Annotated in this window: 24 protein-coding genes and 1 tRNA gene; 20 read left to right on the top strand and 5 right to left on the bottom strand. The window is 33.4% G+C overall.

From position 1 onward, the window contains the following. Positions 1-9 precede the first annotated feature (9 nt). From AC3WRL_RS21915 to AC3WRL_RS21905, 3 genes are read left to right on the top strand one after another with little or no spacing between them, the layout of a single operon-like run. Entirely contained in the window at positions 10-477 is a 468-nt protein-coding gene (locus AC3WRL_RS21915) for a DUF1648 domain-containing protein (RefSeq protein ID WP_214827500.1), read from the top strand. Continuing rightward, entirely contained in the window at positions 458-802 is a 345-nt protein-coding gene (locus AC3WRL_RS21910; RefSeq protein WP_492331236.1) for a cupin domain-containing protein, read from the top strand. The genes AC3WRL_RS21915 and AC3WRL_RS21910 overlap by 20 nt, the downstream gene beginning before the upstream one ends. Positions 803-805: 3 nt before the next feature. Further along, a complete protein-coding gene (locus tag AC3WRL_RS21905; protein ID WP_214827504.1) occupies positions 806-2,041 on the top strand; it encodes a 3-deoxy-D-manno-octulosonic acid transferase in 1,236 nt (411 codons plus the stop codon). On the opposite strand, the gene AC3WRL_RS21900 is transcribed toward AC3WRL_RS21905, so the two are convergent. Together AC3WRL_RS21900 and AC3WRL_RS21895 are read right to left on the bottom strand one after the other, a co-directional pair. Then, positions 2,033-2,659: a deoxyuridine 5'-triphosphate nucleotidohydrolase gene (locus AC3WRL_RS21900; RefSeq protein ID WP_261510039.1), complete on the bottom strand. Its 627-nt coding sequence runs from the start codon at positions 2,657-2,659 to the stop codon at positions 2,033-2,035. The genes AC3WRL_RS21905 and AC3WRL_RS21900 overlap by 9 nt on opposite strands. Beyond that, entirely contained in the window at positions 2,659-3,411 is a 753-nt protein-coding gene (locus tag AC3WRL_RS21895; protein WP_214827511.1) for a glycosyltransferase family 2 protein, read from the bottom strand. Before AC3WRL_RS21895 ends, AC3WRL_RS21900 begins: the two co-directional genes overlap by 1 nt. 146 nt (positions 3,412-3,557) lie before the next feature. Between AC3WRL_RS21895 and AC3WRL_RS21890 the strand changes: the two genes are divergently transcribed. From AC3WRL_RS21890 to AC3WRL_RS21835, 12 genes are all read left to right on the top strand, one after another. Next, positions 3,558-4,025 (top strand): lipocalin-like domain-containing protein, encoded by a 468-nt coding sequence (locus AC3WRL_RS21890; protein WP_214827514.1) that lies wholly within the window; start codon positions 3,558-3,560, stop codon positions 4,023-4,025. Positions 4,026-4,196: 171 nt separating this feature from the next. Next, positions 4,197-7,010, top strand: a complete 2,814-nt coding sequence (gene leuS / locus AC3WRL_RS21885) for a leucine--tRNA ligase (protein WP_261510036.1) — start codon at positions 4,197-4,199, stop codon at positions 7,008-7,010. Positions 7,011-7,251: 241 nt separating this feature from the next. Beyond that, on the top strand, positions 7,252-8,115 hold the full coding sequence (locus AC3WRL_RS21880; RefSeq protein WP_172280800.1) for a MotA/TolQ/ExbB proton channel family protein: 864 nt from the start codon (positions 7,252-7,254) through the stop codon (positions 8,113-8,115). A 62-nt stretch (positions 8,116-8,177) separates the two neighbouring features. Next, positions 8,178-8,780, top strand: a complete 603-nt coding sequence (locus tag AC3WRL_RS21875) for an ExbD/TolR family protein (RefSeq protein ID WP_214827519.1) — start codon at positions 8,178-8,180, stop codon at positions 8,778-8,780. Between the two features lie 11 nt (positions 8,781-8,791). After that, positions 8,792-9,364 (top strand): ExbD/TolR family protein, encoded by a 573-nt coding sequence (locus AC3WRL_RS21870; protein ID WP_261510032.1) that lies wholly within the window; start codon positions 8,792-8,794, stop codon positions 9,362-9,364. 23 nt (positions 9,365-9,387) lie between these two features. Further along, positions 9,388-10,224, top strand: a complete 837-nt coding sequence (locus tag AC3WRL_RS21865) for an energy transducer TonB (protein ID WP_214827525.1) — start codon at positions 9,388-9,390, stop codon at positions 10,222-10,224. A 74-nt stretch (positions 10,225-10,298) separates the two neighbouring features. Beyond that, a complete protein-coding gene (locus AC3WRL_RS21860) occupies positions 10,299-10,496 on the top strand; it encodes a DUF308 domain-containing protein (RefSeq protein ID WP_373428030.1) in 198 nt (65 codons plus the stop codon). Continuing rightward, positions 10,486-11,358 (top strand): PstS family phosphate ABC transporter substrate-binding protein, encoded by an 873-nt coding sequence (locus AC3WRL_RS21855; protein WP_214827528.1) that lies wholly within the window; start codon positions 10,486-10,488, stop codon positions 11,356-11,358. Before AC3WRL_RS21860 ends, AC3WRL_RS21855 begins: the two co-directional genes overlap by 11 nt. An 89-nt stretch (positions 11,359-11,447) precedes the next feature. Then, positions 11,448-13,097 carry a tetratricopeptide repeat protein gene (locus AC3WRL_RS21850; RefSeq protein WP_261510031.1) on the top strand — a complete coding sequence of 550 codons (1,650 nt, stop codon included), beginning with the start codon at positions 11,448-11,450 and terminating at the stop codon, positions 13,095-13,097. Between the two features lie 166 nt (positions 13,098-13,263). Next, complete coding sequence (gene bshB1, locus AC3WRL_RS21845; RefSeq protein ID WP_214827534.1) at positions 13,264-13,983, top strand: bacillithiol biosynthesis deacetylase BshB1; 720 nt, start codon at positions 13,264-13,266, stop codon at positions 13,981-13,983. Positions 13,984-14,018: 35 nt separating this feature from the next. Continuing rightward, positions 14,019-14,094, top strand: a tRNA-His gene (locus AC3WRL_RS21840). 286 nt (positions 14,095-14,380) lie between these two features. Then, positions 14,381-16,927: a T9SS type A sorting domain-containing protein gene (locus tag AC3WRL_RS21835; RefSeq protein WP_214827538.1), complete on the top strand. Its 2,547-nt coding sequence runs from the start codon at positions 14,381-14,383 to the stop codon at positions 16,925-16,927. A 230-nt stretch (positions 16,928-17,157) separates the two neighbouring features. Here the strand turns inward: AC3WRL_RS21835 and AC3WRL_RS21830 are convergent, their stop codons facing one another. Continuing rightward, positions 17,158-17,493, bottom strand: a complete 336-nt coding sequence (locus tag AC3WRL_RS21830; RefSeq protein WP_034679055.1) for a DUF3276 family protein — start codon at positions 17,491-17,493, stop codon at positions 17,158-17,160. Positions 17,494-17,592: 99 nt separating this feature from the next. Beyond that, positions 17,593-19,254 carry an ABC transporter ATP-binding protein gene (locus tag AC3WRL_RS21825; RefSeq protein WP_214827542.1) on the bottom strand — a complete coding sequence of 554 codons (1,662 nt, stop codon included), beginning with the start codon at positions 19,252-19,254 and terminating at the stop codon, positions 17,593-17,595. Positions 19,255-19,344: 90 nt separating this feature from the next. Here AC3WRL_RS21825 and AC3WRL_RS21820 point away from each other — a divergent pair, with 90 nt between their 5' ends. The 5 genes from AC3WRL_RS21820 to AC3WRL_RS21800 all read left to right on the top strand — a co-directional run bounded on the left by AC3WRL_RS21820 (position 19,345) and on the right by AC3WRL_RS21800 (position 23,221). Continuing rightward, complete coding sequence (locus tag AC3WRL_RS21820; protein WP_214827543.1) at positions 19,345-20,250, top strand: transcription antitermination protein NusB; 906 nt, start codon at positions 19,345-19,347, stop codon at positions 20,248-20,250. A 1-nt stretch (position 20,251) separates the two neighbouring features. Beyond that, positions 20,252-20,761 carry a DUF1573 domain-containing protein gene (locus tag AC3WRL_RS21815; protein WP_214827544.1) on the top strand — a complete coding sequence of 170 codons (510 nt, stop codon included), beginning with the start codon at positions 20,252-20,254 and terminating at the stop codon, positions 20,759-20,761. 4 nt (positions 20,762-20,765) lie between these two features. Beyond that, on the top strand, positions 20,766-21,143 hold the full coding sequence (yajC, locus tag AC3WRL_RS21810; protein WP_214827545.1) for a preprotein translocase subunit YajC: 378 nt from the start codon (positions 20,766-20,768) through the stop codon (positions 21,141-21,143). 130 nt (positions 21,144-21,273) lie between these two features. Then, a complete protein-coding gene (locus AC3WRL_RS21805; protein ID WP_214827550.1) occupies positions 21,274-22,008 on the top strand; it encodes an SDR family NAD(P)-dependent oxidoreductase in 735 nt (244 codons plus the stop codon). 367 nt (positions 22,009-22,375) lie between these two features. Next, positions 22,376-23,221, top strand: a complete 846-nt coding sequence (locus AC3WRL_RS21800) for a mechanosensitive ion channel family protein (RefSeq protein ID WP_214827554.1) — start codon at positions 22,376-22,378, stop codon at positions 23,219-23,221. A 103-nt stretch (positions 23,222-23,324) separates the two neighbouring features. On the opposite strand, the gene ligD is transcribed toward AC3WRL_RS21800, so the two are convergent. Further along, entirely contained in the window at positions 23,325-25,208 is a 1,884-nt protein-coding gene (gene ligD / locus AC3WRL_RS21795; RefSeq protein WP_492331235.1) for a DNA ligase D, read from the bottom strand. Positions 25,209-25,216 lie beyond the last annotated feature (8 nt).

Raw genomic sequence — 25,216 nt, 5'->3', positions numbered from 1 at the left:
GTAAAGGAAATGATTTCAAAGTGTTTATTAATTGTCAGCATTATTTTACTTATTTCAATTTGGGTTTTTACCGGAATGAAATATGCAGGACTGCCAGATATTATTCCCACTCATTTTGATGCTCAGGGAAATATAAATGGGTATGATCATAAAAAAATGATATGGGTTGCCCCTTCTATTTCTACATTTGTCTTTTTTATTCTTGTTGGAGTTACAAGAAACCCAAATTCTCCGATGGTTCATGTTCCTGATGGTTTTCGTAACAAGAAATCAATACAAATATTTGCTTACAGTATCTTAATTCCATTTTTATTATTAATGGGAGATACTGTTGTAGAGAGTGTGTGGGTGGCTGAAGAGAAGATCAGGACATTAAGTAATATGATTTTTGTGTTTCTGGGATTATTGTTTATTGCTTTAGGGTTTAATATATTTATCATGCTCAAAAAAAGTAGAAATGAAAAACTCGAAAGATAATTCCGAACATTATATCTGGGGAAATAATTGTGATAGCTGGGTATTGAAAGATACTCCCGGGCTTTCTGTAAAGCAAGAAAAAATGCCTCCTGGTAGTGCTGAAAAATTACACTTCCACAAGGTAGCCAGTCAGTTCTTCTATATTTTAAGAGGAGAAGCTGTGTTTTATATCAACAATGAAAAAGTTTTAGTAAAAGAAGAAGAAAATATTTCTATCTTACCTACAGTTCAACATTATATTGCTAATGAAGCAACAAAAGATCTTGAGTTCTTAGTGATCTCTAACCCCTCAACTAACAATGATAGAACCGAAATTGAAAAATAACTAATGTCTTTTATTTATAACATATTTGTCAATTTACTCGTTTTCGGAATGAGACTTTTTTCATTGTTCAATGAAAAGACAAAAAAGGGTTTTGAAGGTCGTAAAGAATCTTTAGCACTTGTTAAATCCAGCTTTTCTCCAAGCGATAAAGTTATTTGGATGCATGCTGCGAGTTTAGGGGAATATGAACAAGGACTTCCTGTTTTAGAAAAATTAAAAGAAGAATTTTCAGATCATAAAATTCTGATTACTTTTTTTTCTCCCTCTGGTTATGAAAACGTGGTTAAAAAGAAACATATTGCAGATGTTGTTTGTTATTTACCCTTTGATAGAAAGAAAGTTATAAAAGAGTTTGTCTCACAGTTTAATGTTAAACTATTTTTTACGGTAAAATATGACTATTGGTATAATCTCTTTGCAGAGCTGAAAAGCAGAAATGTAAAAGTATTTGTGATTTCAGCATTGTTTTATGAAAGGCAGTCTTTCTTTACATCCTACGGAAAATGGTTTGTAAAGGAATTGCAGAATAATGTCGATTGGTTTTTTCACCAAACGGGGTTTTCGTATGCTTTAGCTAAAAATGTAGGATTGGTAAAATCTTCTATAACAGGTGATACCCGATTTGATAGAGTGAAGCAATTGAGAAACGTTGATCATCATGTAGATTATATTAAAGACTTCAAAGGAAAAGACAAGACAATTGTTTTTGGAAGTTCATGGCATGCTGAAGAAAAAATTGCAGAGTTAATTACGGGGATGAATAGGAGTGTTAAAATTATTATTGCTCCCCATGATTTAAAAAGAGTTCATAATTTAAAACAAAGTTTTCCAGATTCCTTATTGTATAGTGAAATAACTAATGACCAATCGTTAATTAAGAATCAACAACTCCTAATTATAGATAGCATTGGTTTACTGTCTAAATTATATTCCTATGCTGATATTGCAGTCGTAGGAGGGGGGTTTCATGATGCCGGATTACATAATATTCTTGAAGCAGCAACGTACGGGGTCCCTGTCGTGTTTGGGGATCACTACAAGAAAAACCCTGAAGCAGATGAATTAATGTCTGCAAATGGAGGGAAAGCCTTCTCAAGTGAAGCTTTAGCTGCCGATTTTATTCTTTTTCTTCTTAATAACGATGAGGTAATTGAAGAAATGTCAGGTAATGCCAGGAAATTTGTAGATGATAAACCAGAATCTTCAGCACTTATTATAGAAAAAATCAAATCATTTTAAAAAGCCCTGGCTTTTTATTCCTTTTATAATCAGATCTAAGTTTTCGGGGATTCCATCGGATTTTAACCAATTAAAATCAAAACTATTATTGATACAAAGCTTTTGTAAATAATTATTTTTAAGGATCTTAGTTTCCAATTCTTCTAATAATTCATCAAATTCGATCCAATAATCTTCATCCAGTTTTTTTATGGTGAGCAGAGCTTTTATCAATTTATTGATCAGATAAAGATATAACTTGTAAACATTGTCGAATCTTTGATGGCTTAACTTATCATTATGATCTAAAATTTTATTGATCAGAAATAAATGAAGAGATACTTCACCAAATTTATCCGTGGTCACTTTTATATGTTCCGTAATTTCTGCACTTAATTTGCGGATGAGAACGAGGAAATATTTTGGATTGCTCAGATGTTTAGATGCGGAAAGAACTTTTTCTTCAATTAATTCTTCCATTTGGTCTCTTTTCTGATCTGTTGTTTCAGTGTCAATAAGCTCGAAATATAATTTCTTAGATAAAAGCTTATCCTTTTTAAGGAGTCTGAAAATAAGACGGTCTTTTTCTATAGAAGAAAAATTACTCAATGCCGTTTTGAATTCTTTTGAATATTCCATTAGTTGAAAATTTTAGAATATTTCATAAATCCATTTAAAGCCCAGTTGGCGGTATAGTATAATGATTTTAATGTAGAAAATTTCATAAAGTCTTTGTATACCAGATATTGATCTTTTATAATATGTTGTTTTTTTCTCGAAACGCTTGTTGAATGCATTCTGTATTTTGCCATAGTTTTAGGAAGAGGTTTTCCTACAGGGATTTTTTTAAGTAAATTCAGCCACATTACGTGATCTTCACGTTTGCTGCCTTCCGGGAAGTATTCTTTTCCTACTCTCTGGGAATCATACATTGAAGATAATAAAGACAGGCGGCATGTTTTTAATAGATTATCAAATGTAACCTCTTTGTCAGCTTTGAAGTCTTCAATTTGGGGAATTAGTTCTTCGTTACATCTGGCATAATTTGAATAGGCAATTTCAGCATTTTCACGTTTCATAAAATTAACCATTTCTTCTAAAAAATTGGGTTCCCAGAAATCGTCAGCATCTAAAAAAGTAATATATCTACCATTTGCTTTTTGTAAAGAAAGATTTCTTGCATGTCCGGCACCACCATTTTTTCCGGCAACAGATAGTTTTATTCTTGGATCACTGATCTTCCGAATAATTTCCACAGAGTTATCAGCAGATTTATCATCTGTGATCAACCACTCCCAATCTGTAAATGTTTGGCTCATTACAGAATGTATCGTTTCTTCCAAAAACCTGGCAGAATTATAACATGGAGTAATTATCGAAACTTGGGGCATGCGTGTTTTTCTGCAAATATAAGGTTTTAAAATATCTGTTTTATTGAAGGAATTTTAAGAAAATGAAAATTATAATTGCAAAACCTAAAAAAAATGACAGAGTATTTAAAAAAAATCATAATTTTAGGCCTTGAAAAATTTGATATATGAAGAAATTAGCATTACTATTTGCAGGTTTATCATTATTAGTAGCAACCGGGTGTAAAGATGATGATCCACAGCAGCTATTTCCAATTAACGGACTTTGGCAACCATTAAAAGAGGTGGTAACAACTGTTCCTGTAAATGGGGCTGGAGTATCAGACGAAATTGCCTACACAACATGCCAAAAAGATTCAAGATGGCTGTTCAATGAGGGGAGTACTGGAAAAAGAACAGATAAAGATGAAATAGGAAATCCAGCAATATGTAGTACAGTCTCTGAAAAGAATTTTACATATACCTACAGTACAAGTGATAACAGAATAGAGATTAAATATCAGGGAACTGTAGTTCCGGATAAAGGAAAAGTAACTACGCTCAATGAAAGTACAATGAATCTTACGATCGAAGATGCTACAGATCCTAATGTATACAAGTCTAAAACTATTACATTCAAGAGAATTCCTCAGTAATATATAAGACTTTACATATTAAATAGACAGATCTCATCTTCGGATGGGATCTTTTAGTTTAGTTAAAGCATGCTAATTAATTAAAAATTAAAGTTCTATTTCTTTTAAAATCTTTATTTTTGTAATTCTTCAAATTTTTTGAAAATAATTTTAAATAAAATCTATACATAAGTGTTTTACGATCATCAGCAGATAGAAAAAAAGTGGCAGAAATACTGGGAAGAAAAACAGACCTATAAGACTTCCGATACAACAGATAAACCCAAATTTTATGTTCTCGATATGTTTCCGTACCCATCCGGAGCAGGACTTCATGTTGGGCATCCTCTAGGATACATCGCATCTGATATCTATGCGAGATATAAAAGACATCAAGGTTTTAATGTACTTCACCCCGTTGGTTATGACAGTTTTGGACTTCCAGCTGAACAATATGCTATTCAAACGGGACAACATCCTGCAATTACTACTGAGCAGAATATTACGCGATATGAAGAGCAGTTAAGAAAAATTGGTTTTTCCTTCGATTGGAGTAGAGAAGTGAGAACTTCAGATGCTTCTTATTATAAATGGACACAATGGATCTTTATTGAATTATATCATTCCTGGTATAATAAAAATACAGACAAGGCAGAATCTATCGAAACTTTAATTCAGCATTTTGAAGAAAAAGGAACGGAAGGTTTAAATGCCAATCAAAATGAAGAGTTAAACTTCACAGCAGAAGAATGGAAAAATGCTTCTGATATAGATAAGGAAGATACTTTGTTAAATTACCGTTTATCTTACAGAGCAGAAACGACTGTAAACTGGTGTCCTGCATTAGGAACAGTACTTGCTAACGATGAAGTAAAAGATGGTAAGTCTGAAAGAGGAGGTTTTCCAGTGTTTCAGAAAAAAATGATGCAGTGGAGTATGAGAATTTCTGCATATTCTGAAAGATTGCTTCAAGGTCTGAAAACTTTAGACTGGCCACAACCGTTGAAAGATTCTCAGGAATATTGGATCGGAAAGTCTCAGGGAGCTCAGGTAAAATTTAACGTTGAAAATCATAACGAAATTATCGAGGTCTTCACAACAAGGCCGGATACTATATATGGAGCAACATTCATGGTGTTGGCTCCTGAAAATCCTTTAGTAGATGCTATTACTACAGAAGCTCAAAAAGCAGAAGTAGATACTTATATTGAAGAAACTTCTAAAAAAACGGAGCGAGACAGAATGGCTGACGTTAAAAACGTGAGTGGTGCTTTTACCGGAAGTTATGCGGTCAATCCGTTCAGCAATGAAAAAATGCCGATCTACATTTCAGATTATGTATTGATGGGTTATGGTACAGGAGCGGTAATGGCTGTTCCAGCTCACGATGAGCGCGATCACAGATTCGCTAAGAAATTTAATTTAGAAATTAAAAAGGTTGTTGAAACCGATGAAGATATTCAGGAAAAATCTTTTGATTCTAAAACGAGTACTTGCGTAAACTCAGATTTTCTAAACGGATTAGGTTACGAGGAGGCTAAAGCAAAAATAATTGCTGAAGTTGAAAATCGCAATATTGGTCATGGAACCACAAATTACAGACAGCGTGATGCTATATTCTCAAGACAGCGTTATTGGGGTGAACCGGTTCCTATATATTATAAGGATGGAATGCCATATACTTTGCCAGTTTCTGCTTTACCTTTAGAACTTCCTGAAGTTGAAAAATATTTGCCAACTGAAGATGGAGATCCACCATTAGGAAACGCGAAATTTTTTGCGTGGGATGAAGCAAATCAAAAAGTAGTAGCTACAGATCTGATAGATGATGGAACTGTTTTTCCACTGGAATTATCTACAATGCCAGGTTGGGCGGGAAGCTCATGGTATTTCTTAAGATATATGGATCCTCATAATGAAGAAGGTTTTGCTAAAAAGGAATTAACAGACTATTGGGGACAGGTAGACCTATATATAGGAGGAAGCGAACATGCGACCGGACACTTACTATATTCCCGTTTCTGGAATATGTTCTTAAAAGACAGAGGATATATCAATCAGGATGAACCATTTCAAAAATTGATCAATCAAGGAATGATTTTGGGGATGAGTGCATTTGTGTATAGAATAGAGGGAACCAACCAATATGTTTCAAAAGCTCTATCAAATGAATATAAGACTCAGAAGATCCATGTTGATGTTTCTTTATTAAAAGGTACGTCTGACGAATTGGATACTGAAGCGTTCAAACAATGGAGACCAGATTATGCAGAGGCAGAATTTATTTTAGAAGATGGAAAATACATTGTGGATCGTGAAGTAGAAAAAATGTCTAAGTCAAAATACAATGTGGTAAATCCCGATGATATCTGTAATGAATACGGAGCAGACGGATTAAGATTGTATGAAATGTTTTTAGGTCCGTTAGAACAATCAAAGCCATGGAATACACAAGGGCTAAGTGGAGTATATGGTTTCCTTAAAAAATTCTGGAACCTATATTTTAATGGTGATGTATTTGAAGTTTCTGATGAAGAACCTACAAAAGCTGAATATAAAATATTACATACCTTAATAAAGAAGGTTGTTTTCGATATCGAAAACTTCTCTTTCAATACTTCTGTATCCTCATTTATGATTGCTGTAAATGAATTACAAAAAATAAAATGCAACAAACGCAATATTCTTGAACCCTTAGCCGTTATCATCTCTCCTTATGCTCCTCATATTTGTGAAGAGCTGTGGAGTCTGTTAGGAAATAATACATCTATAGAGTTTGAGAAATTCCCGGAATTGAATGAATCTTATTTAGTAGAAGATGAAATTCAGTATCCTGTAAGCGTAAATGGTAAAATGAGGTTCAAAATATCCCTATCTGCTCAATTATCGGCCAAAGAGGTTGAAGATTTGGTGATTAGCGATCCCAAAATGCAACAAATTTTGGAAGGAAAAACCCCTAAAAAAATCATTGTTGTCCCTCACAGAATTGTGAATATTGTAATTTAAAAAAAAATTAACATTGGTAAATTTGAAAAAATGAGGGGTTAATTTTTTCAAATTTTTAAAGTATTTTTAAATATTGGAGAATATCAATAAAAAAAAAGAAAATAATTGAAATATCGAAATCGTAATAATATTTCGTTATCAAAAAAAAGCAAAATGTTTATTTAAGACTCTTGTATTTTAATTAATTTTGCCTTTAATTTACAACTTGATAAAATTTTAAAACAATATAATTTAGTTAAATATGGAAATGAATGTTTCAAAAAATGATGAGCAAGTAATTGCTAGAAAAGCAGGAGGTTTAAACCCGGCTATTATTATTCCTATTTTATTCGTTATAGGAGTTTGTATTTATTTATTCGTATTAGGGAGTCCTGGTAACTTCAAAGATGCAGATAAACTAGGGAGTGGATCTGTAGCTTTTTCAAGTGTTGAAGGAAAAGACATTCACCCAGAGTCGTTTTTAGGTATTATCTACAAAGGAGGGGTTATCGTACCAATCTTGATTACTTTCATGATCACTGTAATCGTTTTCTCTTTTGAAAGATACTTCGTTCTTGGTAAAGCAGCTGGAAAAGGAAACTTAGATAGCTTCGTAGTTCAAGTAAGAAGTTTATTAAATCAAAACAAAATTGATGAAGCTTTAGAAGAGTGCGACAGACAACAAGGATCTGTAGGTAATGTAGTTAAAGAAGGTCTTACGACTTACAAAGCTTTATCTCATGACACGACTTTAAACAAAGAGCAAAAAATGGTAGCTCTTAATAAAGCTATCGAAGAGGCTACAACTCTTGAAATGCCAATGTTAGAAAAGAACATGATGATTCTTTCTACTTTAGGTACTGTTGCAACGTTAGTAGCACTTTTAGGAACTGTAATCGGGATGATCAAAGCATTCTTCGCATTAGGTTCAGGTGGTGGTACTCCAGATGCTGCTGCACTTTCTACAGGTATCTCTGAAGCCTTGATCAACACGGCATTAGGTATTGGTACTTCAGCTATCGCTATTATCCTTTATAACTTCTTTACATCTAAAATTGATGGATTAACTTACAAGATCGATGAGATCGCTATGAGCATCCAACAATCTTTCGCGGAATTCAACTAAGAATTTTTAGCAAGCTATTTGCATTAGCAATAAAAGAAGTTTAATTAAAAATAATAAAAATAATGGCGAGAGTCAAACCAAAAAGACATGGAGTAGTAACGGACATGACCGCAATGTGTGACGTTGCGTTCCTACTACTTACATTCTTTATATTGACCACTCAGTTTAAAAAACCTGACGTGGAGCAGATTAAACCGCCATCTTCAATATCAGAGAAGTTACTTCCTGATGCTAGTTTAATGACTATCAACGCTACTCCGGATGGAAAATTTTATTTCCAGCCTGTTGAGAACGCATCAGAGAGATTACAGCTTTTAGATAAAATGGGTCAAAAATATGGAATTAGTTTTGACAACAACGAAAAAGCTGCATTTCAAAAAGTACAAGCAATTGGGGTTCCTATGAACCAACTTAAAAGCTATCTTGATTTGTCAGATGAGGAGCAGAAAAGTTTTAAGAGTCCTACCGGGATTCCTATGGACAGTACAAATAAGCAGTTAGTAGACTGGGTACAACAAAGTTTGAGCGTAAATCCTGATTACAAATTAGCGATCAAAGGAGACGTTACAACTCAATATCCTAAAGTTAAAAGCCTATTTGAAGGTTTAAGAGATATCGATTTTCTTAAATTTTGGTTGATTACATCACAAGAAGGTAAACCTTAATATCACTAGAAATGGCAGAAGTACAAGTACAGGAAAAAGGCGCCAAAGGCGGCAAGGTACGTTCCAAGAAACAGAGTACCAGAGTCGATATGACTCCAATGGTGGACTTGGGTTTTCTATTGATTACCTTCTTTATGTTCACAACCACGTTTAGTAAACCTAACGTTATGGATTTGGGTCTTCCGGCAAAACCGAAAGAAAAAGACAAAAAACCACCTCCAACTGAAATTAAACTTTCTAACTCAATTTCTTTATTATTAGGTAAGAACAATAGGATTTTTTGGCATCAGCAAGATAATACATCTTTAACTGATCAGAATCTTAATGAAACTACTTTTGATAGAGAAGGTGTTAGAAAAGTAATTGAGCAAGCAAAAGCACAAGCGGCAGATAAAACTAAATTTACTGTAATTATCAAGCCGACAGACGATGCTGTATATAAGAACTTTGTTGATATTCTTGATGAAATGGCTATTACCAAAAGCGAGCAGTACGGAGTTACCGATGTGAAGCCTTGGGAGCAAGCTATTTATAACAAGAAAGTTGGGAATAATGGAGCTGCGGCTACACCAGCTACAAAGTAATTTAACCATAAAATTGTAAATCTATGGCAGATGAAAATGTATACGGTCAGAATCTTACTTTAGACGAGATTGTATTTGAAAATAGAAACAAGGAATATGGTGCCTATGATCTGAGACATCAGTATCCAAGACTTCTGACAAAATCTTTTATTGTTGGAACGGCATTATTCCTAGTTGCGGCTTTGTCTCCTTTTATTTATCTTACTATTAAAAGACTTACAGCACCGGAAAAGCAAGAAGTTAAAGCTGATTTGGTAGAAATTCTTCAGGAAGATAAAATTATTGAGCAGCCAAAAGAAGAAGAACCACCTCCACCACCTCCACCTCCAAAAGAGGAGAAAATTGAGGTGATCCAGAACGTAGTTCCGGAGCCTGTAAAAGCTCCAAAGATTGAAACTCCACCACCGCCAATTTCTAAGCAGTTAGAAACGACGACTGGTTTAAATAATCAGGAGGGGGTAAAAGCTCCGGCTTACACACCACCACCGCCACCGCCATCTACAGGGACAAAAACTTCAACTGCTGAAGTGAAAGTTAGTGATACTCAGGTTTATACCGAGGTAGAGCAAACTGCAGAATTCCCAGGAGGTATTAACGCATTTAGAAATAAAGTGTCTAGTAACTTTGATGGTTCTGCGATGAATGGAGATGAAGGAGCTGTAAAAGCTGAAGTAACTTTCGTAGTTGAAAGAGATGGAAGTATTACAGACGTTAAAGCAACTGGTAAAAATTCAGACTTTAATTCTGAGGCAGTAAGAACCATTAAATCTATTAAGAATAAATGGAGTCCTGCTAAAATTAATGGACAATCTGTACGTTACCGTTTCAGATTACCATTGACAATGAATTTTGAAGGGTAATTTTTATCTTTAAATAATAATTAAAAAAGAGAAGCATATGCTTCTCTTTTTATTTTTTTTGGTATTTTTGTTGTATGATGTTCAATTGGTTATCCCTAGTTACAGGATTGTTTTATATTGTCTTAGGAATTGTAGTTATTTTTTACAAATTCTTCTTTATTATTTTAGAGCCTACTGTAGCGTATCCTCTTGGAGGCGTTATGATCCTATACGGAATCTTTAGAATTTATAGAGCGGTTTCAAGAATAAAAAATTCAGGAAATGAAGAATAGTATAAAAGTTATAATGCTTTTTGTTTTAAGCGTTATTGCTGTAAGTTGTAAAAAAGAGGATAAGTCTCCTTCCTATTATAAAGGAGATCTTACGATTCTTACAGATGAATCCTTTAAAAGTGTTACAGAAGCATTAGCTGATGGCTATATGATCAACTATCCTGAAGCACATATAAAAATCGTTACAAAGAAAGAAGATTTAGGCTTTTTGGATTTATTAAATGATAAAGCCAGAGTTGCTGTCATGTCAAGAGATCTTAGTTCTGAAGAACTTAAAGCCTATAAGGAGCAGGTTGGTTCTAAATTTCTTCCTGCCAGATTCGCTGCAGATGCAGTTGTTTTTGTAGTTCCGAAAAATTCTGCGAAGACCAGTATCTCAATGGATGAAGTTCAAAAAGGTCTTCTCTCCGAAAGTAAAGAGTTTATTTTTGATGGTGTGAATTCCAGTAATCTGAATTTTGTTGCTCAGAAATTAAAGAAACAACCTAAGGATCTGAAATTTTCTATTATTCCAGGTAGTGAAAATATTATTGAGCAGTTGAACAAGTATCCCGACAAAATTGGAGTAATTGGACTCAATACATTTAGTCGTCCTTATGATAAGACTTCTGAACAATTAAGAGATATGGTTAAAATTTTACCTGTAGAAAATAACGGAAAATTATATACTGCGGATGCTGCAGGTTTACGGGAAATGAAATATCCTTTTACAAGAATTTTGTATTTTTTAACAAATGAAGGGAATTTTAATATTGCTAATGGCTTTATTAGATATTCATGTACCCAATTAGGGCAGATGATCGTTCAAAAAGAAGGTTTGCAACCATATAATATCTATAAAAGAGAGGTGCAAATGCGTTAAAAAATATTAAATTAACTTTTTACCCTAAATAAATACACTATTTTGGTCTGAAAATTGTGTATCATTTAAATCGATTTAGAAAATATAAAATGAAAGATATAATGATTATGAATGTAAAAAAGATTGCTTTTGGAGCAGCGGTGGTATTTTTTGCCAATTTTTCGTTTGCACAAACATTGCAAGATGGTATTAACAGCATCGATAGTGATAAATTTGCTCAGGCAAAAACTAACTTCACTGATATGATCGCAAAAGCACCTACTGCTGAAAATTATTTCTATTTGGGAAATACTTTTCTAAGACAAGGTGAACCAGATTTTGCAAAAGCAACAGAGAGTTTCAACAAAGGTCTTGCAGCGGATAACAAAAGTTACCTAAACAAGATTGGATTGGCAGCTGTAAAATTAGGAAAAGGTGATAAAGCTGCAGTAGCTGAAATTCAGAAAATTGTAAGTGATTCAAGAGAAAAAGATGCTGAAGTATTGTTTAGAGCGGCTGAAGCTTTAACTTTATTTGAGAAAAATAACTCTCCTGACTTAGCAATTCAATTCTTGAATAAAGCAATCGAAAGAGCACAGAAAAAAGAAGTTCCAGCAAATTATTACTATACTTTAGGTGATGCCTACAGATTAAAGAAAATTCCTGGTGATGCAATGACGGCTTATGATAAAGCGTTACCACTTGCTAAAAATAAAGCTTCTGTTTATGCAAGAATGGGGACTTTATGGATGGCTGCTCAACAATGGAAGTTAGCTAAAGAAAATATTGATAAAGCAGTTGGTGTTGATGCAACATATGCTCCTGCTTATAAAGCTTTGGCTGCCTATGATATCAAGTATCAGCAGAATGATAAAGCAACTCAGGATTTAATCAATTATACAAAATATGCAGATGAAGATCCATATACACAATTAGAAATTTCTAAACTTTATTTTACAAATGAAGATTATACTAATTCTAAAGCAGTATTAGATAAGATATTTGACAAGATCGATGATCCAATCAAATTTAAATTGAGGGCTTATCAATTGTATGCTGATGGAAAATATGCAGAAGCTAAACAAAATATGGACAGCTTCGCTTCTCAGGCTGATAAATCAAGAATGCAGCCTGCAGATCAAGGTTTACAGGGGCTAATTGCTGCTGGATTGGCTAAAGACGAAAAGGATGCTGCTAAGAAGACTGCTTTAACAACTGAAGCTCAACAAAAAGTTGCTATTGCTAAAGCTGCAAAAGATGAAACCATGAAGTGGGATATGGAGCTTGCTAAAATTGCAGGCGGTGGGGCAACACAAGGTTCTGCAGATTCAGGACCAACAAACCCAACAATTGAAGGTTTAAAACAAAAAGTAGCTGCTAATACTCAGGATACTGATTCATTATTCAAATTAGCAACAGCTTATCAAGATGTTAAAAACTGGAATGGGGCAATTCTTACTTGGCAAAAAATGAGTACTTTACTTCCAGATTGGGCTCCTGCTTATTACAGTCAGGGATATTCTTATCAACAAGCTGGAAATAATGATGCTGCGAAAATAGCTTATGAGAAATTTATCAGTACTGTAAAGCCTGCCGATACGGAAGCTAATAAGCAGACTTTAGCATATGCTTACTTTGCAGTAGCTTATATGAGTAAAGACTCTGATATTGCTAAAGCTAAAGATTATGTTGCTAAGTCTCTTCAATTAGATCCAACATATCAGGATGCTGTAAAACTTAACGGCGAGATTAATAAGTAATTTAAAATTTAAATTATAGATATTAAAACTTCCCATTCGTAATGTTTGGGAAGTTTTTGTTTTAAACTTATCTTTGAAAATATGAAACGCCCTTGGTTAAAAATTCAAAAACATGAGCATAATTGTTGGGCGTTCCATCTGACATATTAAAAAATAAAAAGAACAGATGAAAACAGATATACTAGCTTTTGGAGCGCATCCTGATGACGTAGAATTGGGTTGCGGAGGCACAATAGCCAAATTGGTGTCAGAGGGTAAAAAATGCGTTATTGTTGATTTGACAAAAGGTGAACTGGGAACTCGAGGTACTGATGAGACCAGAAAACTGGAAGCTGCTGATTCTGCTAAGATTTTAGGCGTTTCTGCGAGGGAGAATTTAGGAATGAAGGATGGCTTTCTTGTTAATTCAGAAGAGTACCAAATGGAAATTGTGAAAATGATCCGCAAATACCGTCCAGAAATCGTTTTAGCCAACGCGATTGATGACAGACATCCAGATCATGCAAAAGGATCAAAATTAGTTTCCGATGCATGCTTTTTAGCAGGGCTTAGAAAAGTGGTAACTGTAGCAGAAGGAGAAAACCAAGAAGTATGGAGACCGAAGCATATTTTTCATTATATCCAATGGAAACATATCCAACCGGAATTCGTAATAGATATATCCGAACATCTTGATAAAAAGATTGAAGCATGTTTAGCATTCAAAACTCAATTTTATGACCCAAATTCTAAAGAACCGGTGACTCCAATTGCCACCAAAGACTTCCTTGAAAGTTTAACTTACAGAGCTCAGGATTTAGGGCGTTTATCGGGAGTTGCTTACGCTGAGGGCTTTACGACAGAGAAGTTAATTGCATTGAAAAATTTTGAAGGAATTGTTTTGTAATTAAAAATTCTTTCCTATATTTGCAACCACAAAACGGTGATTGTAGCTCAGTTGGTTAGAGCGTCGGATTGTGGTTCCGAAGGTCGGGGGTTCGAGACCCCTCATTCACCCAAAGAAAGTACACTTTTTAAAAGTGTACTTTTTTATTTTGTATCAATTTAAGATTAAAAAGAATCATAATTATTAAGATTCAATTCTTTTGTTTAATTTTTTTTTATTGATAATTTTCCGCAGAGCATATAAAACGGGGAGAAAAATTTTGAATCACATTAAATAGTGATGTGAAAAAATGATTGAATTTTAATTTAATGAAATTTGGTTCAAAAAAATAGAGAAATGCTATTATTTCCTAGATTTGTAAAAACTAACTCCGTTAAAACTCTTAAATTAAACGTCAATGGAAAATTATCTAGACAAGGAAAAATCGATTCATTCTAATTTTCACAAATTATATAAGTTTATTTATATAGTGCTGTTTATAAGTTGTTTGGGTTTTGCACAGGATAAAAAAGCTTCTGAAATTTACCATACACCAAATGGGATTTTTGACCAAGTTTTCGATAATGAAGGTCGAATATTGAAATTATCCGAAATTGAAATTATAAAACCTCATTCTACAGAAAATGGAAAAACAATATTAAATGCACAGTCTTTCACTTCAGGTATTTTTGAGCTTTATTTTGAAAATGGAAGTGGTATGGAAATTGTCGGAAATGCGGTTCATGACCAAAGAAGGTCTATAATACTTCAGGCATTTCTGGATATTTCTGATTTTATCAACACTCCTTTAAAAAACACAGGAAATAAGGTGAAGTTTTGGATACGAAATCCAACAACTGTAGGGTTGTCCTCAAATAAAGGTAGTTCTGCAAGTGCCTTTTATAGTTTTCCAACATTTTCAGCCGGAATTAGTAATCAAAATATTGATTTTGGGGGAATTTTAGATAATGAAATCTGGAAGACGATACATGCCGGAGTTGATTCGTATTCTAATACTGTTCTTCCTATTATTAACACAAATAGTGTCGGTGAGTTCTATCACGGTTGGGCATGTTTTAATTTTACAGGAACAGTAAACTGGAATTTAGATTATAATAAATATAATACAGCTACGGCATATCCAGCTAATTATCTTGATTTTTACTCCACAATAATTCATGAAGTTACACATGCTTTGGGGGTTAATAGTTTAATGAGATATAATGGAAACAGTTCTTTCTTTAATAATCCGGGAAATTATTTTACGAGATATGATAAAAATTTGAAAACAAGTTCAGATGTATCATTAATTATAAATTCTCCCGCAATTGGTGGCCAAATGTATGGTTTTAATTATAATTTAGCTATTCCAGGTCCTGTTTTATTTCCGAGCTGCAATGTATTTCCACCTGAATTTAACGGCAATAGTGGTTCTTTTAATTGTTCAAGTTCGATGAAGTATGTTGGTAATGTTACAGTGCCTGTTTACAATCCGCCGTGTTTTGAAAATGGAGGTAGCTTAAGTCATTTTGAAGACGCTTGTTACAACGGGAATTCTAACGATCAGTATTTTATGATGAGCGACCGGGCTTCCAGTTTTTTCGCTAAAAGAACTTTAACAAGTGAAGAAAGACAGGTGTTATGTGATATTGGTTATAGTCTTCAAGGAACTTTTGGAAGTACTAGCAACTTTACCTACAAAAATTATGGGGTCGCAAGTTGTGGAGGAATATCAATTGGCGGAGTTAATGACGGATTTTTAAATGGAGTTTATACTTATCAAGGCAATGGAGGCACAAATATTAGTATAGATGGAATATTGAGTAATGATTATACTAGTGGTTCATCGTCCAATTTAAGTTTTGAATTTGTTCAGGATTTATATGATCCGGATGCAATTATATCAGGAATTACCCCCACTTCATTTACATTCAAATCTTATGTCCCGGGTGTTCATCTGTTACGGTATGTGCCATTTGACAATATAACTGGGCAACGTGGAAACATTACCTATATTTATGTTAATGTTTTCAATCATTGTACAAGTGTTACTCAACCCAATTTGGTTAGAAATGGTGATTTTGAAGAACACAGTTACGCTCCCAGTTACACCAGTCAACTGTATAAATCATGTGGTTGGCAATCTCCAAGTTATTTCCCATCTCCTGATTACTTTAATTCAGATTCAACATATCCACAAGTAAGCATTCCTTCAAACGTATTTGGTAATCAGGCCGATAAAATCAGTGGAAACCAAGCTTATGTCGGAATGTTTATCTCTTCAAATAGACCTGCTTTATTACAAAATGTTTATAGTGAATCTTTAAAAACCGAGTTAACGAGTTCTTTGCTGCCGAACACTAAATATCAATTGTCTTTTGATGTATCAAAGGCTGATAATTATTTATTAAACGGCATAAAATTTCAAGTATTTATTACAGATGCTAATTTAGAGTTAACAACAGGCGGAATTATTCCAACTTCAAATATAACTTCGGATAAAGTTTTTTTGACAAATCCAACGTTTTCAAGCTCTACTTCGGCAACTGAATGGGAAACAATTACTTTTACATTTACAACTGGCAGCAACCCGAATTTAAAATACCTTTATATTGGGGGATTAAATAATGTTCAATTTCAAAATAGCAATGGTCCTGATGCATATTATTTTTTAGACAATGTTTCTCTAATTCCTGCTTCTCTGCTTGGGTTATCAGCATTAAATTTTGAGAACGATGATATTGAAGTTTTTCCAAATCCAGCTCATTCAATAATCACCGTTAAAAATTCAAACTCAAATATTAAATCTATTGAACTTTATGACATGGCAGGAAGGGTATTGAAAGCTGAAAAGGTAAATAAAAAAGATGTTCAACTTGATGTGTCAAATTATCAAGTTGGTACTTATTTGATTAAAGTAATTACAAACAATGGTGATGCCGTTAAAAAATTTATTAAAAACTAAGAAATGTATTATACTGTATGGCTTACTTCTATCAAAGTTGTGGAATAAAAACAATGCAAGAGTCAGAAAATGGTTCGAGATTATAGCAGCTAACAGCATACAAGTACACTTTTCAAAAGTGTACTTTTTTATTTTAAATATTTAATAAGGAAAATGGTCACTTTTAGAATTTTTGGACACAAAAAAAGCACCCTTTTTTCAGATGCTTGTGTTTTTAGATATTCTTTTTTTTAAACTTCGTCGTCAGAATCTATAGTATAAGATTTGCTTTTGAAGTCTTTGTCATGTTTTTCTGAAATTACATCCTCACCCTTTTCATTAATGATGAAATCTGTTGACTCATTGAACATTTCCTGGAAACTTTTAAAATCTTCTTTGTAAAGGTATATTTTGTGTTTCTCAAATGTAGCCTCTCCATTTTCTCCGAAATTCTTTTTACTTTCGGTAATTGTAAGATAATAATCCCCTGCTTTCGTCTCACGCACATCAAAGAAATATGTTCTTCTTCCTGCTTTTAACACCTTCGTGAAAATTTCATTTTCATGGCGTTCCTTGTATTCACTCATTGTTAGATATTTTTTAATCTTGTTAAGAACAAATATAAAAGATTTCTTTTAATCACAAAATTTTTTTTATGATTTATTTAACAATTTTGAATGAATCGGCTAAGCAGTTACAGAATTGGTAATTTCGGTAAGATTAATGATCTTATCAGCTTTTTGAGCGCTAGACTCTCTGTGTGTGATGATTATGGATGTTGCGTTATTGATTTTAGTGTCAATATTTTCAAGAATATTTTGCTCTGTTTCGGTGTCTAAAGCAGATAAAGAATCGTCAAAAATAATGATATTTGGATCCTTAATTAATGCTCTTGCGATACAAATTCTTTGTTTTTGGCCCCCCGAAAGCATCACTCCACGCTCTCCAACCGTAGTTTTGTATTGTTCTTTAAACTCTATAATGTTTTTGTGAACATCAGCAATTTTTGAATATTCAACTACTTTTTCATGCGAAGGATTGTCAATCGCAAAACCAATGTTATTTTCAATAGAATCAGAAAACAAATAACTTTCCTGAGGAATATAACCTATAAAATTTCTGTAAACCTCAAGATTGTGTTCTTTAAGGTTTTTACCATCAATCAAGATCTCTCCTTCCGTAGGATCAATTAGACGGCAAAGGAGTAATGCTATAGTAGACTTTCCGCTTCCGGTCTTTCCCATAATGGCTAGTGATTGTCCTGCATTAATTGTAAAACTTAGATTTTCTAAAGCTTTAATTCCTGTATTTGGGTAAACATAAGAAACATTTCTAAATTCAATGTCACCTTTAATAGAATAGTCATCGAAATTCTTATTAGTGATCTCAGATTTTTTATCTAAAAATTCATTAATTCTTTGCATAGAAGCCTCCGCTCTCTGATTAACCGAAGTTACCCATCCGACCATTGAAAATGGAAATATCAAAGTATTAATATACATGAAAAAGTCAGCGATTTTTCCGATGCTCAATTCTCCGGCAATGTATTTTTGGCCACCAATTACAATGATCGCTACATTTAAAAGTCCTATTACAAATAGGATAATTGTAAAAAAATAGGCTTCCGTTTTGGCTAGATCTAAGGCCTTATCCTGATAGTCGGTAACTTTAATACCGTAATTTTTTTTAATGTAATTTTCTTTGGCAAAGAATTTAACAACCCTGATCCCCGAAAAACTGTCTTGTACAAAAGTCGAAATGCCAGACTGGCTTTTCTGCATGATTTTTGACTTTTTATTGATGATCGAGCTTACCTTAAATATAAGATATGATAATATGGGAAGTGGTAACAATGTCCATAAGGTCATTGAAACATCTGTTTTTATCATATAGATGCTGGTGATAAGAAGCAAAATTACCAGGTTCACAACATACATGACACCAGGGCCAAGATACATTCTTACAGCCACTACATCTTCACTTAACCTGTTCATGAGATCTCCGATGGTAGTTTGTTTGTAATCAGTTAAAGATAATTCCTGATAATGTCTGTAAATCTTATTTTTTAACTCGTACTCAATTCTTCTTGAAGCAACGATAATTGTTTGCCTCATCATGAAAGTGAAGAATCCTGTCAATAATGAACAGCCTACAATGATAGCAACGTAAATCAATACCTGCTTATTAAAACCCATCTGTCCTCCTTTTGTAAGCTCATCTACGGATTTTCCCACAAACTGAACCTTATAGGTATTGAAGAAATTACTGGCGATGATGAATAATAACCCCCAAAACAATAATATTTTGTGTTTCCAAAAGTAAGGGTTCAGAGTTTTTAAAGCTTTCATATAGTTTTACAAAATTACAAAAATACCTTCACACTACGAATTTCATAAATTTTAAATTTTGTATCTTTGCACCCATAAAAAGCTCTTTGAATGTTAGGAAGAAGACAAATCCGTGAAAAAGTGGTAGAAAATGTATATTCATACTACCAGAATCCCATTAAGTTCGATGTTTTAGAGAAAAACATGTTTTCTAGTATAGAAAAAATCTATCATCTCTATATTTATCAACTTAATTTTTTAGTAGGTCTTAAAGATCTTGCGGAAAACCAAATGGAAATTGGGAAGAAGAAGTATTTGAAGACTGATTCTGACATTAATCCCAATCAAAAATTTATTAGCAACCAGGTGTTGATTAAACTTGAAGAAAATCCAGAAAGACTTTTCTTTACAGGACAACATAAGGAATTAAAATGGGATTTGCATGATGACCTATTGGTAAAAACTTTCCAAAGGATTACTGCTGGAAAGCGTTATCAGGATTTCATGAAAGTGGAAGAATATTCTTTCGAAGAAGATCAAAAATTTATCGGGAAATTATTTTTGCGATATATCGCTGAAAATGAAGATTTTCATGATTACCTTGGTGATAAAGAATTAACTTGGTATGATGATATTCACATAGCAAATTCAATGGTTCAGAAAACGATTGGTTTCCTTAAAGAAGACGAAGAAAGCAGAACATTGATAAAAATGATCAAAGATGAAGATGATAAAAGCTTTGCGGGTAAACTTCTTAGAGACACATTGAATAACTGGGAGAATAATGAGAAGAAATTAAGTGAGAGATTAGAAAACTGGGATTTGGAAAGAATTGCTTTGATGGATAAAGTTATCTTATCTACAGCTATTTCAGAAATTGATAATTTTCCTTTCACGCCTTCAAGAGTAATAATTAATGAATATATAGAAATTGCTAAAGTATTTGCTACTGATCGATCTAATATCTTCATTAATGGAATTTTAGATAAATATTGTAAAGATCAAAATAGAATTTAACATGAAAAAGACGTTATCAATTATCGCTTTGTCTATTATAGGCTTTGGTTTAGTTTCTTGTAAAAAAGAAAACAAAGAAGTTAAAGGTGCTGAATCTATAGCAGCAGATTCTGCCGCTGTAACTACAGCTCCTGCTGACTCTGCAACAGCTCCTGTAGCTGGAGAAACTGCAGCAGCTCCGGTAAAGTCTGACCAGCCATCTACATCAATTGCTCTATCAGAAAGTAATTTTGATTTTGGAAAGATCAAAAAAGGAGATAAAGTTCAGCATGTATATGAAGTTACTAATACCGGAAAAAATCCATTGGTAATTTCTGAAGTTAAACCTGGATGCGGATGTACTGCTCCTGATTTTACTAAAGAGCCTATCTTACCTGGAAAAAAAGGAAAAATTACATTACACTTTGATTCTTCAAACTTCGATGGAAACGTTCAGAAATATGCTGATGTATATGCTAACGTAGAAAAAGCTCCAATTAAATTAACATTCACAGCGAATATTCAACCATAATAAAATGAATACGTTAACCATATTTTTACAAGCACAGCCACAAGGTGGAGGATCTTCTATGATGCTGATCATGATGGGTGTGATGTTTGTCGGTTTTTATTTCTTAATGATAAGACCACAAATGAGAAAACAAAAGCAGGAAAAAAGCTTTCAGGAGAATCTGAAAGTAGGAAGTAGGGTAGTTCTTACTTCTGGTCTTCATGGAAGAATTGCTCAAATTCAGGATGATGGTTTTGTTATTGAAACATTATCAGGAAAATTAAAATTCGAAAAAGCAGCAGTATCAAGAGAATTTACTGATACTCGTTTTGGAGAAAAAGCAACAAAAGCAGCTGAAAAAACTGCTGAGAAAAAAGAAGTAATTGAAACTGAAAAGAAATAATTTTTAGTTTAAATCGTATAGTATCGGCGCGGTGAACAAAGTTCACCGCGCCGATTTTTTTATACCAGTTTGAATAGCTAATAAATATTTGATTATTTGACTTATCTATGGTTTAATCTATCTTTGCTTGATGAATCAAAATACAAATAAAACTGTTCTTATTTTAGGTGCTAATTCTGATGTTGCTAAGCAGGCAGGTAGACAATACTTGCAGAAGGGATTTTCTGTTATTGCAGCATCGCGAAATACGGAATCCTTGGAGAGTTTTGTAAGAGATAATGATTTAGATGTTTCAAGAATAAAGGTTTTATATTTTGATGCAGCTGATTTTGATTCTCATCAGAAGTTTTATAATGACCTTCCTGTAAAACCTGATATTGTGGTTTATGCCGCAGGTTTTTTAGTTGATAATCAAAAAGCTTTACGAGATTTCAAAGGAACTTACCAGATGATGCAGGTGAATTATATGGGTGGAGTCTCTATCCTTAATATTATAGCCATGGATGAAAGTAATAAAAGATTGGAAAGAATTGTTGGACTTTCTTCACTTTCAGGGGTAAGAGGAAGAAAGAGTAATTTTATTTATGGAAGCACAAAATCTGCATTCACACAATATTTAGCGGGGCTAAGACAAGAACTGTCTTCCAGAAAAGTCATTGTTAATGCTTTAGTGATTGGCTATATCAGAACTAAAATGAATGAAGGTCTGGAGCTTAATGATTCTTTAATGATGGAACCCGACTATGTAGCAAAGTTCATTGTTCATGCAGGTAATTCTTTTACCATTGTACCTAATCTTAAATGGAAGATAATTTATAATATTTTGAAAGTTTTACCTGAAAGTCTTGTTGCTAAATTGCCGTAATTTTTTTCATTGAATTTTTATTTTTGATAATTTATTTTCATGAAATAGAATAAATAGATTTATTTGTTGTTTTTGTGCTTATAGGTTTTCCAAAAGGCAGACTTCATAGAAATTGTGGATTACTTTTTTTTTCAGTATTTTTAAAATTCTAATTACTTCTTTTTACAAGATTCAATTTCAAAAATGATCATTGATTAAGCCTGAAACAGGGCTATTTTGCTATCCAATTTATTTTTTTACTATAATATGTACTTTAAACCAAAGGTTTAGAGTTTGTTGTTTTTTGGATGCAGGTTATTTTTCAAAATTAATTACAAAATGAGAGTAAATAAACGGGTAAAATATCAAAAATTAAATAAATACAAAGATGGACGATCTAAAATTGAATAACATTCAGCAACATTGGGATACCTTTATGGCTTCAGCTATTGCATGGGCTCCAAAGATTATTACAGCAGTAATCTCTGCGTTCTTGATATATCTCATCGGATCATGGATCATAAGGATGATAAAGAAATTAGTTGAAAAAGCCTTTAAAAGGCGCAATATGGAGCCGTCCTTACAGCTTTTTCTTTTGAATATTATTAATTGGAGTCTCAATATTTTGCTCTTTATCGTTGTCGTAACTCAATTGGGGGTACAGACCTCTGCATTTGTTGCAATGATAGGTGCTGCCGGTTTGGCGGTGGGATTGGCATTACAAGGTTCACTGACCAATTTTGCAGGTGGGATACTTATCTTATTATTGAAACCATTTAAGATCGGAGATTTTATTTCCACAAGTTCGGGAGTTTCAGGAACGGTAAATGCAATTGATGTTTTCCACACAAGATTAATTACTCCACAAAATCAATTAATCGTAATACCTAATGGCGAAATTTCAAATAAAAGTATTACGAATTACACACAGCTAGGAACACGTAAAACATGGTTCGACATAGGAGTTTCTTATAACGCCGATTTAAAACAGGCAAAGGAAATACTACTGGAGGTGATAAAGAATAACGAATATGCACTTAAAGAACCAGTCCCACAAGTGGTCGTAACTGAACTTGGAGATAGTGCAGTTAATTTATCTATAAGAGTAGCGACTACCAATGAAAATTTCTGGGCGATGAACGAAGAGTTAATGATAACCTGTAAAGCAGCTCTTGATCAAGCTGGAATTGAAATTCCTTTTCCACAACGAGATGTACATCTTTATAATAAGTAACGGTTATAAATAAAAATAGTAAAAATTCCTGCATTAATTATAAATGCAGGAATTTTTTTATTACCATGGCTTGAATGCTGAAATGATCCTCATCAGTCAAAGCTTACTTAAGATTCTGTAACAACTCCAATGCTTTCATCATATCAATTCCTTTTCCCAATACAGATTTAAATAAATCTCCTTTTTCTTTAATTCTTTCTAAAGCATTATGAATAGTAAAATCTGTTGGTTTTAATCCTGGCTTTACCTCATCCCATTCTAAAGGCATAGAAACAGAAGCTCCTTCCTTAGGCCTTAAGCTGTAGGCACTCGCCAATGTCTGACCTGTTCTGTTTTGAAGATAATCGAGATAAATTTTCTTATCATCTCTTTTTTGTAAGTTTCTTTCTAATGTAGTTGTTTTAGGTAGCTTTTCATTAACTTGTTTCATCACGATATGAGCGAAGTCTTTCACCTGGTCAAAATCGTATTTACCACCCATTGGAATGTAGATATGAATTCCGGTACTTCCGGAAGTTTTACAGTAGCCTTTAATTTTAATTGAATTTAAAACTTCATTCACCTGTAATGCCGCCTCAATCACATCATCGAAACTATTTTTCTTAGAAGGGTCAAGATCCAAAACCAAATAATCTGGATGTTCCAGATCAGGAAGCGAACTGTTCCATGGATTGAGATCGATACAGCCTAAATTATTAAGATAGGCTAAGGTGGCTTTATCATTACAGTAAATATAATCAATGTACTTATCATTGGACTCTGAATAAACTTGAGTGGTTTTTATCCAATCAGGTATATTATCACTGGCATCTTTTTGATAAAAACCCTGGGCTTCAATTCCATTTGGAAAGCGGTTTAAGGAAAGTGGACGGTTCTTTAAATGCGGAAGTATATATTCAGCTACCGATTGATAATATTCAATAACATTCCCTTTTGTAATACCATCTTTTGGAAAATAGATTTTATCCTGATTGGTCAACTTTACAGAATGTCGGTTTAACGTTATTTCCTTTTCAGAATGTGGCGCTTTTTTGGGAGAAGAGGTTGTAGCTTTCATTTCTTTAGGTTTTTCGTTAGTTTGGATATTGGTATTTGTCGAACCTTTTATTTCTTCGGGATCTTTATCCTCACGGATTGCAATAAAAACGGGATGCCGGAAAATACCATCTTTTGTAATTTCTGAAAATTTAATTTCACAAACCAATTCGGGCTTTATCCATGTTACAGGCATATTGGTTTTAGGAACAGTTTCAAATGGAGATTTCTTTATAATTAATTTTTTCAATCTCTCATGAAGCTGGTTTAAAGATTCTTTATTAAATCCTGTTCCTGTATGACCGGAATAAATCAATTTCCCATTACTATATTTTCCTAAGATCAATGCTCCAAATCCTTTTCTTGAGCCCCTCGGTTCCGTAAATCCACAGATAATGGCTTCTTCAGTATCCGTAAATTTTATTTTGAGCCAATCCGTGGTTCTATGGTTTTCAATATAGTTGCTGTTTGCTTTCTTTGCGATCATCCCCTCAAGCTTCATTTTTTTCATCTGATTGAAAAAGTCAATTCCTTTTTCGGGAATGTGGTCGCAATATTTAATAACTTCAGTCTCAATCAAGGCCTCTTTTAAAAGTTCCTTTCTTTGCAATAATGGGAGATCTTCTGTAGAATGACCATTGAGCCAGAGAAGGTCAAAAACTTGGTAAACCAAAGCAAGGTTAGGATTATCTCCGATCTGTTGTAGCAACTGGAAGCTGGGCTTTCCGTTTTCGTCGTAAGCTACAATTTCTCCGTCCAGAATCATCTTATGTTTTTGCGAATCGAAATCTCTTGAAACCTTTTGAAATTTATCCAGGAAAGAAATGCCATTTCTGGAATAAAACAGAGGCGTATCATTACTAACATCAGCAATAGCCCTATAGCCATCCCATTTTATCTCGAAGATCCAATCTTTATCATCAAACGCTTTTTCAAAGGACTTTGCAAGCATTGGCCTGA

The organism is Chryseobacterium sp. FW101-FHT12H09 (genome assembly GCF_058790395.1).
This window is presented reverse-complemented; position numbering and strand designations above follow the sequence as displayed.

Excerpts from the sequence above, each read along its gene's own strand:
- AC3WRL_RS21815 (WP_214827544.1), top strand. The coding sequence starts at position 20,252 with ATGAAAAAGACGTTATCAATTATCGCTTTGTCTATTATAGGCTTTGGT.
- yajC (WP_214827545.1), top strand. The coding sequence starts at position 20,766 with ATGAATACGTTAACCATATTTTTACAAGCACAGCCACAAGGTGGAGGA.
- AC3WRL_RS21855 (WP_214827528.1), top strand. The coding sequence starts at position 10,486 with ATGAAGAATAGTATAAAAGTTATAATGCTTTTTGTTTTAAGCGTTATT.
- AC3WRL_RS21830 (WP_034679055.1), bottom strand. The coding sequence starts at position 17,493 with ATGAGTGAATACAAGGAACGCCATGAAAATGAAATTTTCACGAAGGTG.
- ligD (WP_492331235.1), bottom strand. The coding sequence starts at position 25,208 with ATGCTTGCAAAGTCCTTTGAAAAAGCGTTTGATGATAAAGATTGGATC.
- AC3WRL_RS21905 (WP_214827504.1), top strand. The coding sequence starts at position 806 with ATGTCTTTTATTTATAACATATTTGTCAATTTACTCGTTTTCGGAATG.
- AC3WRL_RS21880 (WP_172280800.1), top strand. The coding sequence starts at position 7,252 with ATGGAAATGAATGTTTCAAAAAATGATGAGCAAGTAATTGCTAGAAAA.
- AC3WRL_RS21820 (WP_214827543.1), top strand. The coding sequence starts at position 19,345 with ATGTTAGGAAGAAGACAAATCCGTGAAAAAGTGGTAGAAAATGTATAT.
- AC3WRL_RS21835 (WP_214827538.1), top strand. The coding sequence starts at position 14,381 with ATGGAAAATTATCTAGACAAGGAAAAATCGATTCATTCTAATTTTCAC.
- AC3WRL_RS21875 (WP_214827519.1), top strand. The coding sequence starts at position 8,178 with ATGGCGAGAGTCAAACCAAAAAGACATGGAGTAGTAACGGACATGACC.
- AC3WRL_RS21805 (WP_214827550.1), top strand. The coding sequence starts at position 21,274 with ATGAATCAAAATACAAATAAAACTGTTCTTATTTTAGGTGCTAATTCT.
- AC3WRL_RS21890 (WP_214827514.1), top strand. The coding sequence starts at position 3,558 with ATGAAGAAATTAGCATTACTATTTGCAGGTTTATCATTATTAGTAGCA.
- AC3WRL_RS21825 (WP_214827542.1), bottom strand. The coding sequence starts at position 19,254 with ATGAAAGCTTTAAAAACTCTGAACCCTTACTTTTGGAAACACAAAATA.
- AC3WRL_RS21895 (WP_214827511.1), bottom strand. The coding sequence starts at position 3,411 with ATGCCCCAAGTTTCGATAATTACTCCATGTTATAATTCTGCCAGGTTT.
- AC3WRL_RS21915 (WP_214827500.1), top strand. The coding sequence starts at position 10 with ATGATTTCAAAGTGTTTATTAATTGTCAGCATTATTTTACTTATTTCA.
- bshB1 (WP_214827534.1), top strand. The coding sequence starts at position 13,264 with ATGAAAACAGATATACTAGCTTTTGGAGCGCATCCTGATGACGTAGAA.
- AC3WRL_RS21800 (WP_214827554.1), top strand. The coding sequence starts at position 22,376 with ATGGACGATCTAAAATTGAATAACATTCAGCAACATTGGGATACCTTT.
- AC3WRL_RS21865 (WP_214827525.1), top strand. The coding sequence starts at position 9,388 with ATGGCAGATGAAAATGTATACGGTCAGAATCTTACTTTAGACGAGATT.
- AC3WRL_RS21870 (WP_261510032.1), top strand. The coding sequence starts at position 8,792 with ATGGCAGAAGTACAAGTACAGGAAAAAGGCGCCAAAGGCGGCAAGGTA.
- AC3WRL_RS21860 (WP_373428030.1), top strand. The coding sequence starts at position 10,299 with ATGATGTTCAATTGGTTATCCCTAGTTACAGGATTGTTTTATATTGTC.
- AC3WRL_RS21910 (WP_492331236.1), top strand. The coding sequence starts at position 458 with ATGAAAAACTCGAAAGATAATTCCGAACATTATATCTGGGGAAATAAT.
- AC3WRL_RS21900 (WP_261510039.1), bottom strand. The coding sequence starts at position 2,659 with ATGGAATATTCAAAAGAATTCAAAACGGCATTGAGTAATTTTTCTTCT.
- AC3WRL_RS21850 (WP_261510031.1), top strand. The coding sequence starts at position 11,448 with ATGAAAGATATAATGATTATGAATGTAAAAAAGATTGCTTTTGGAGCA.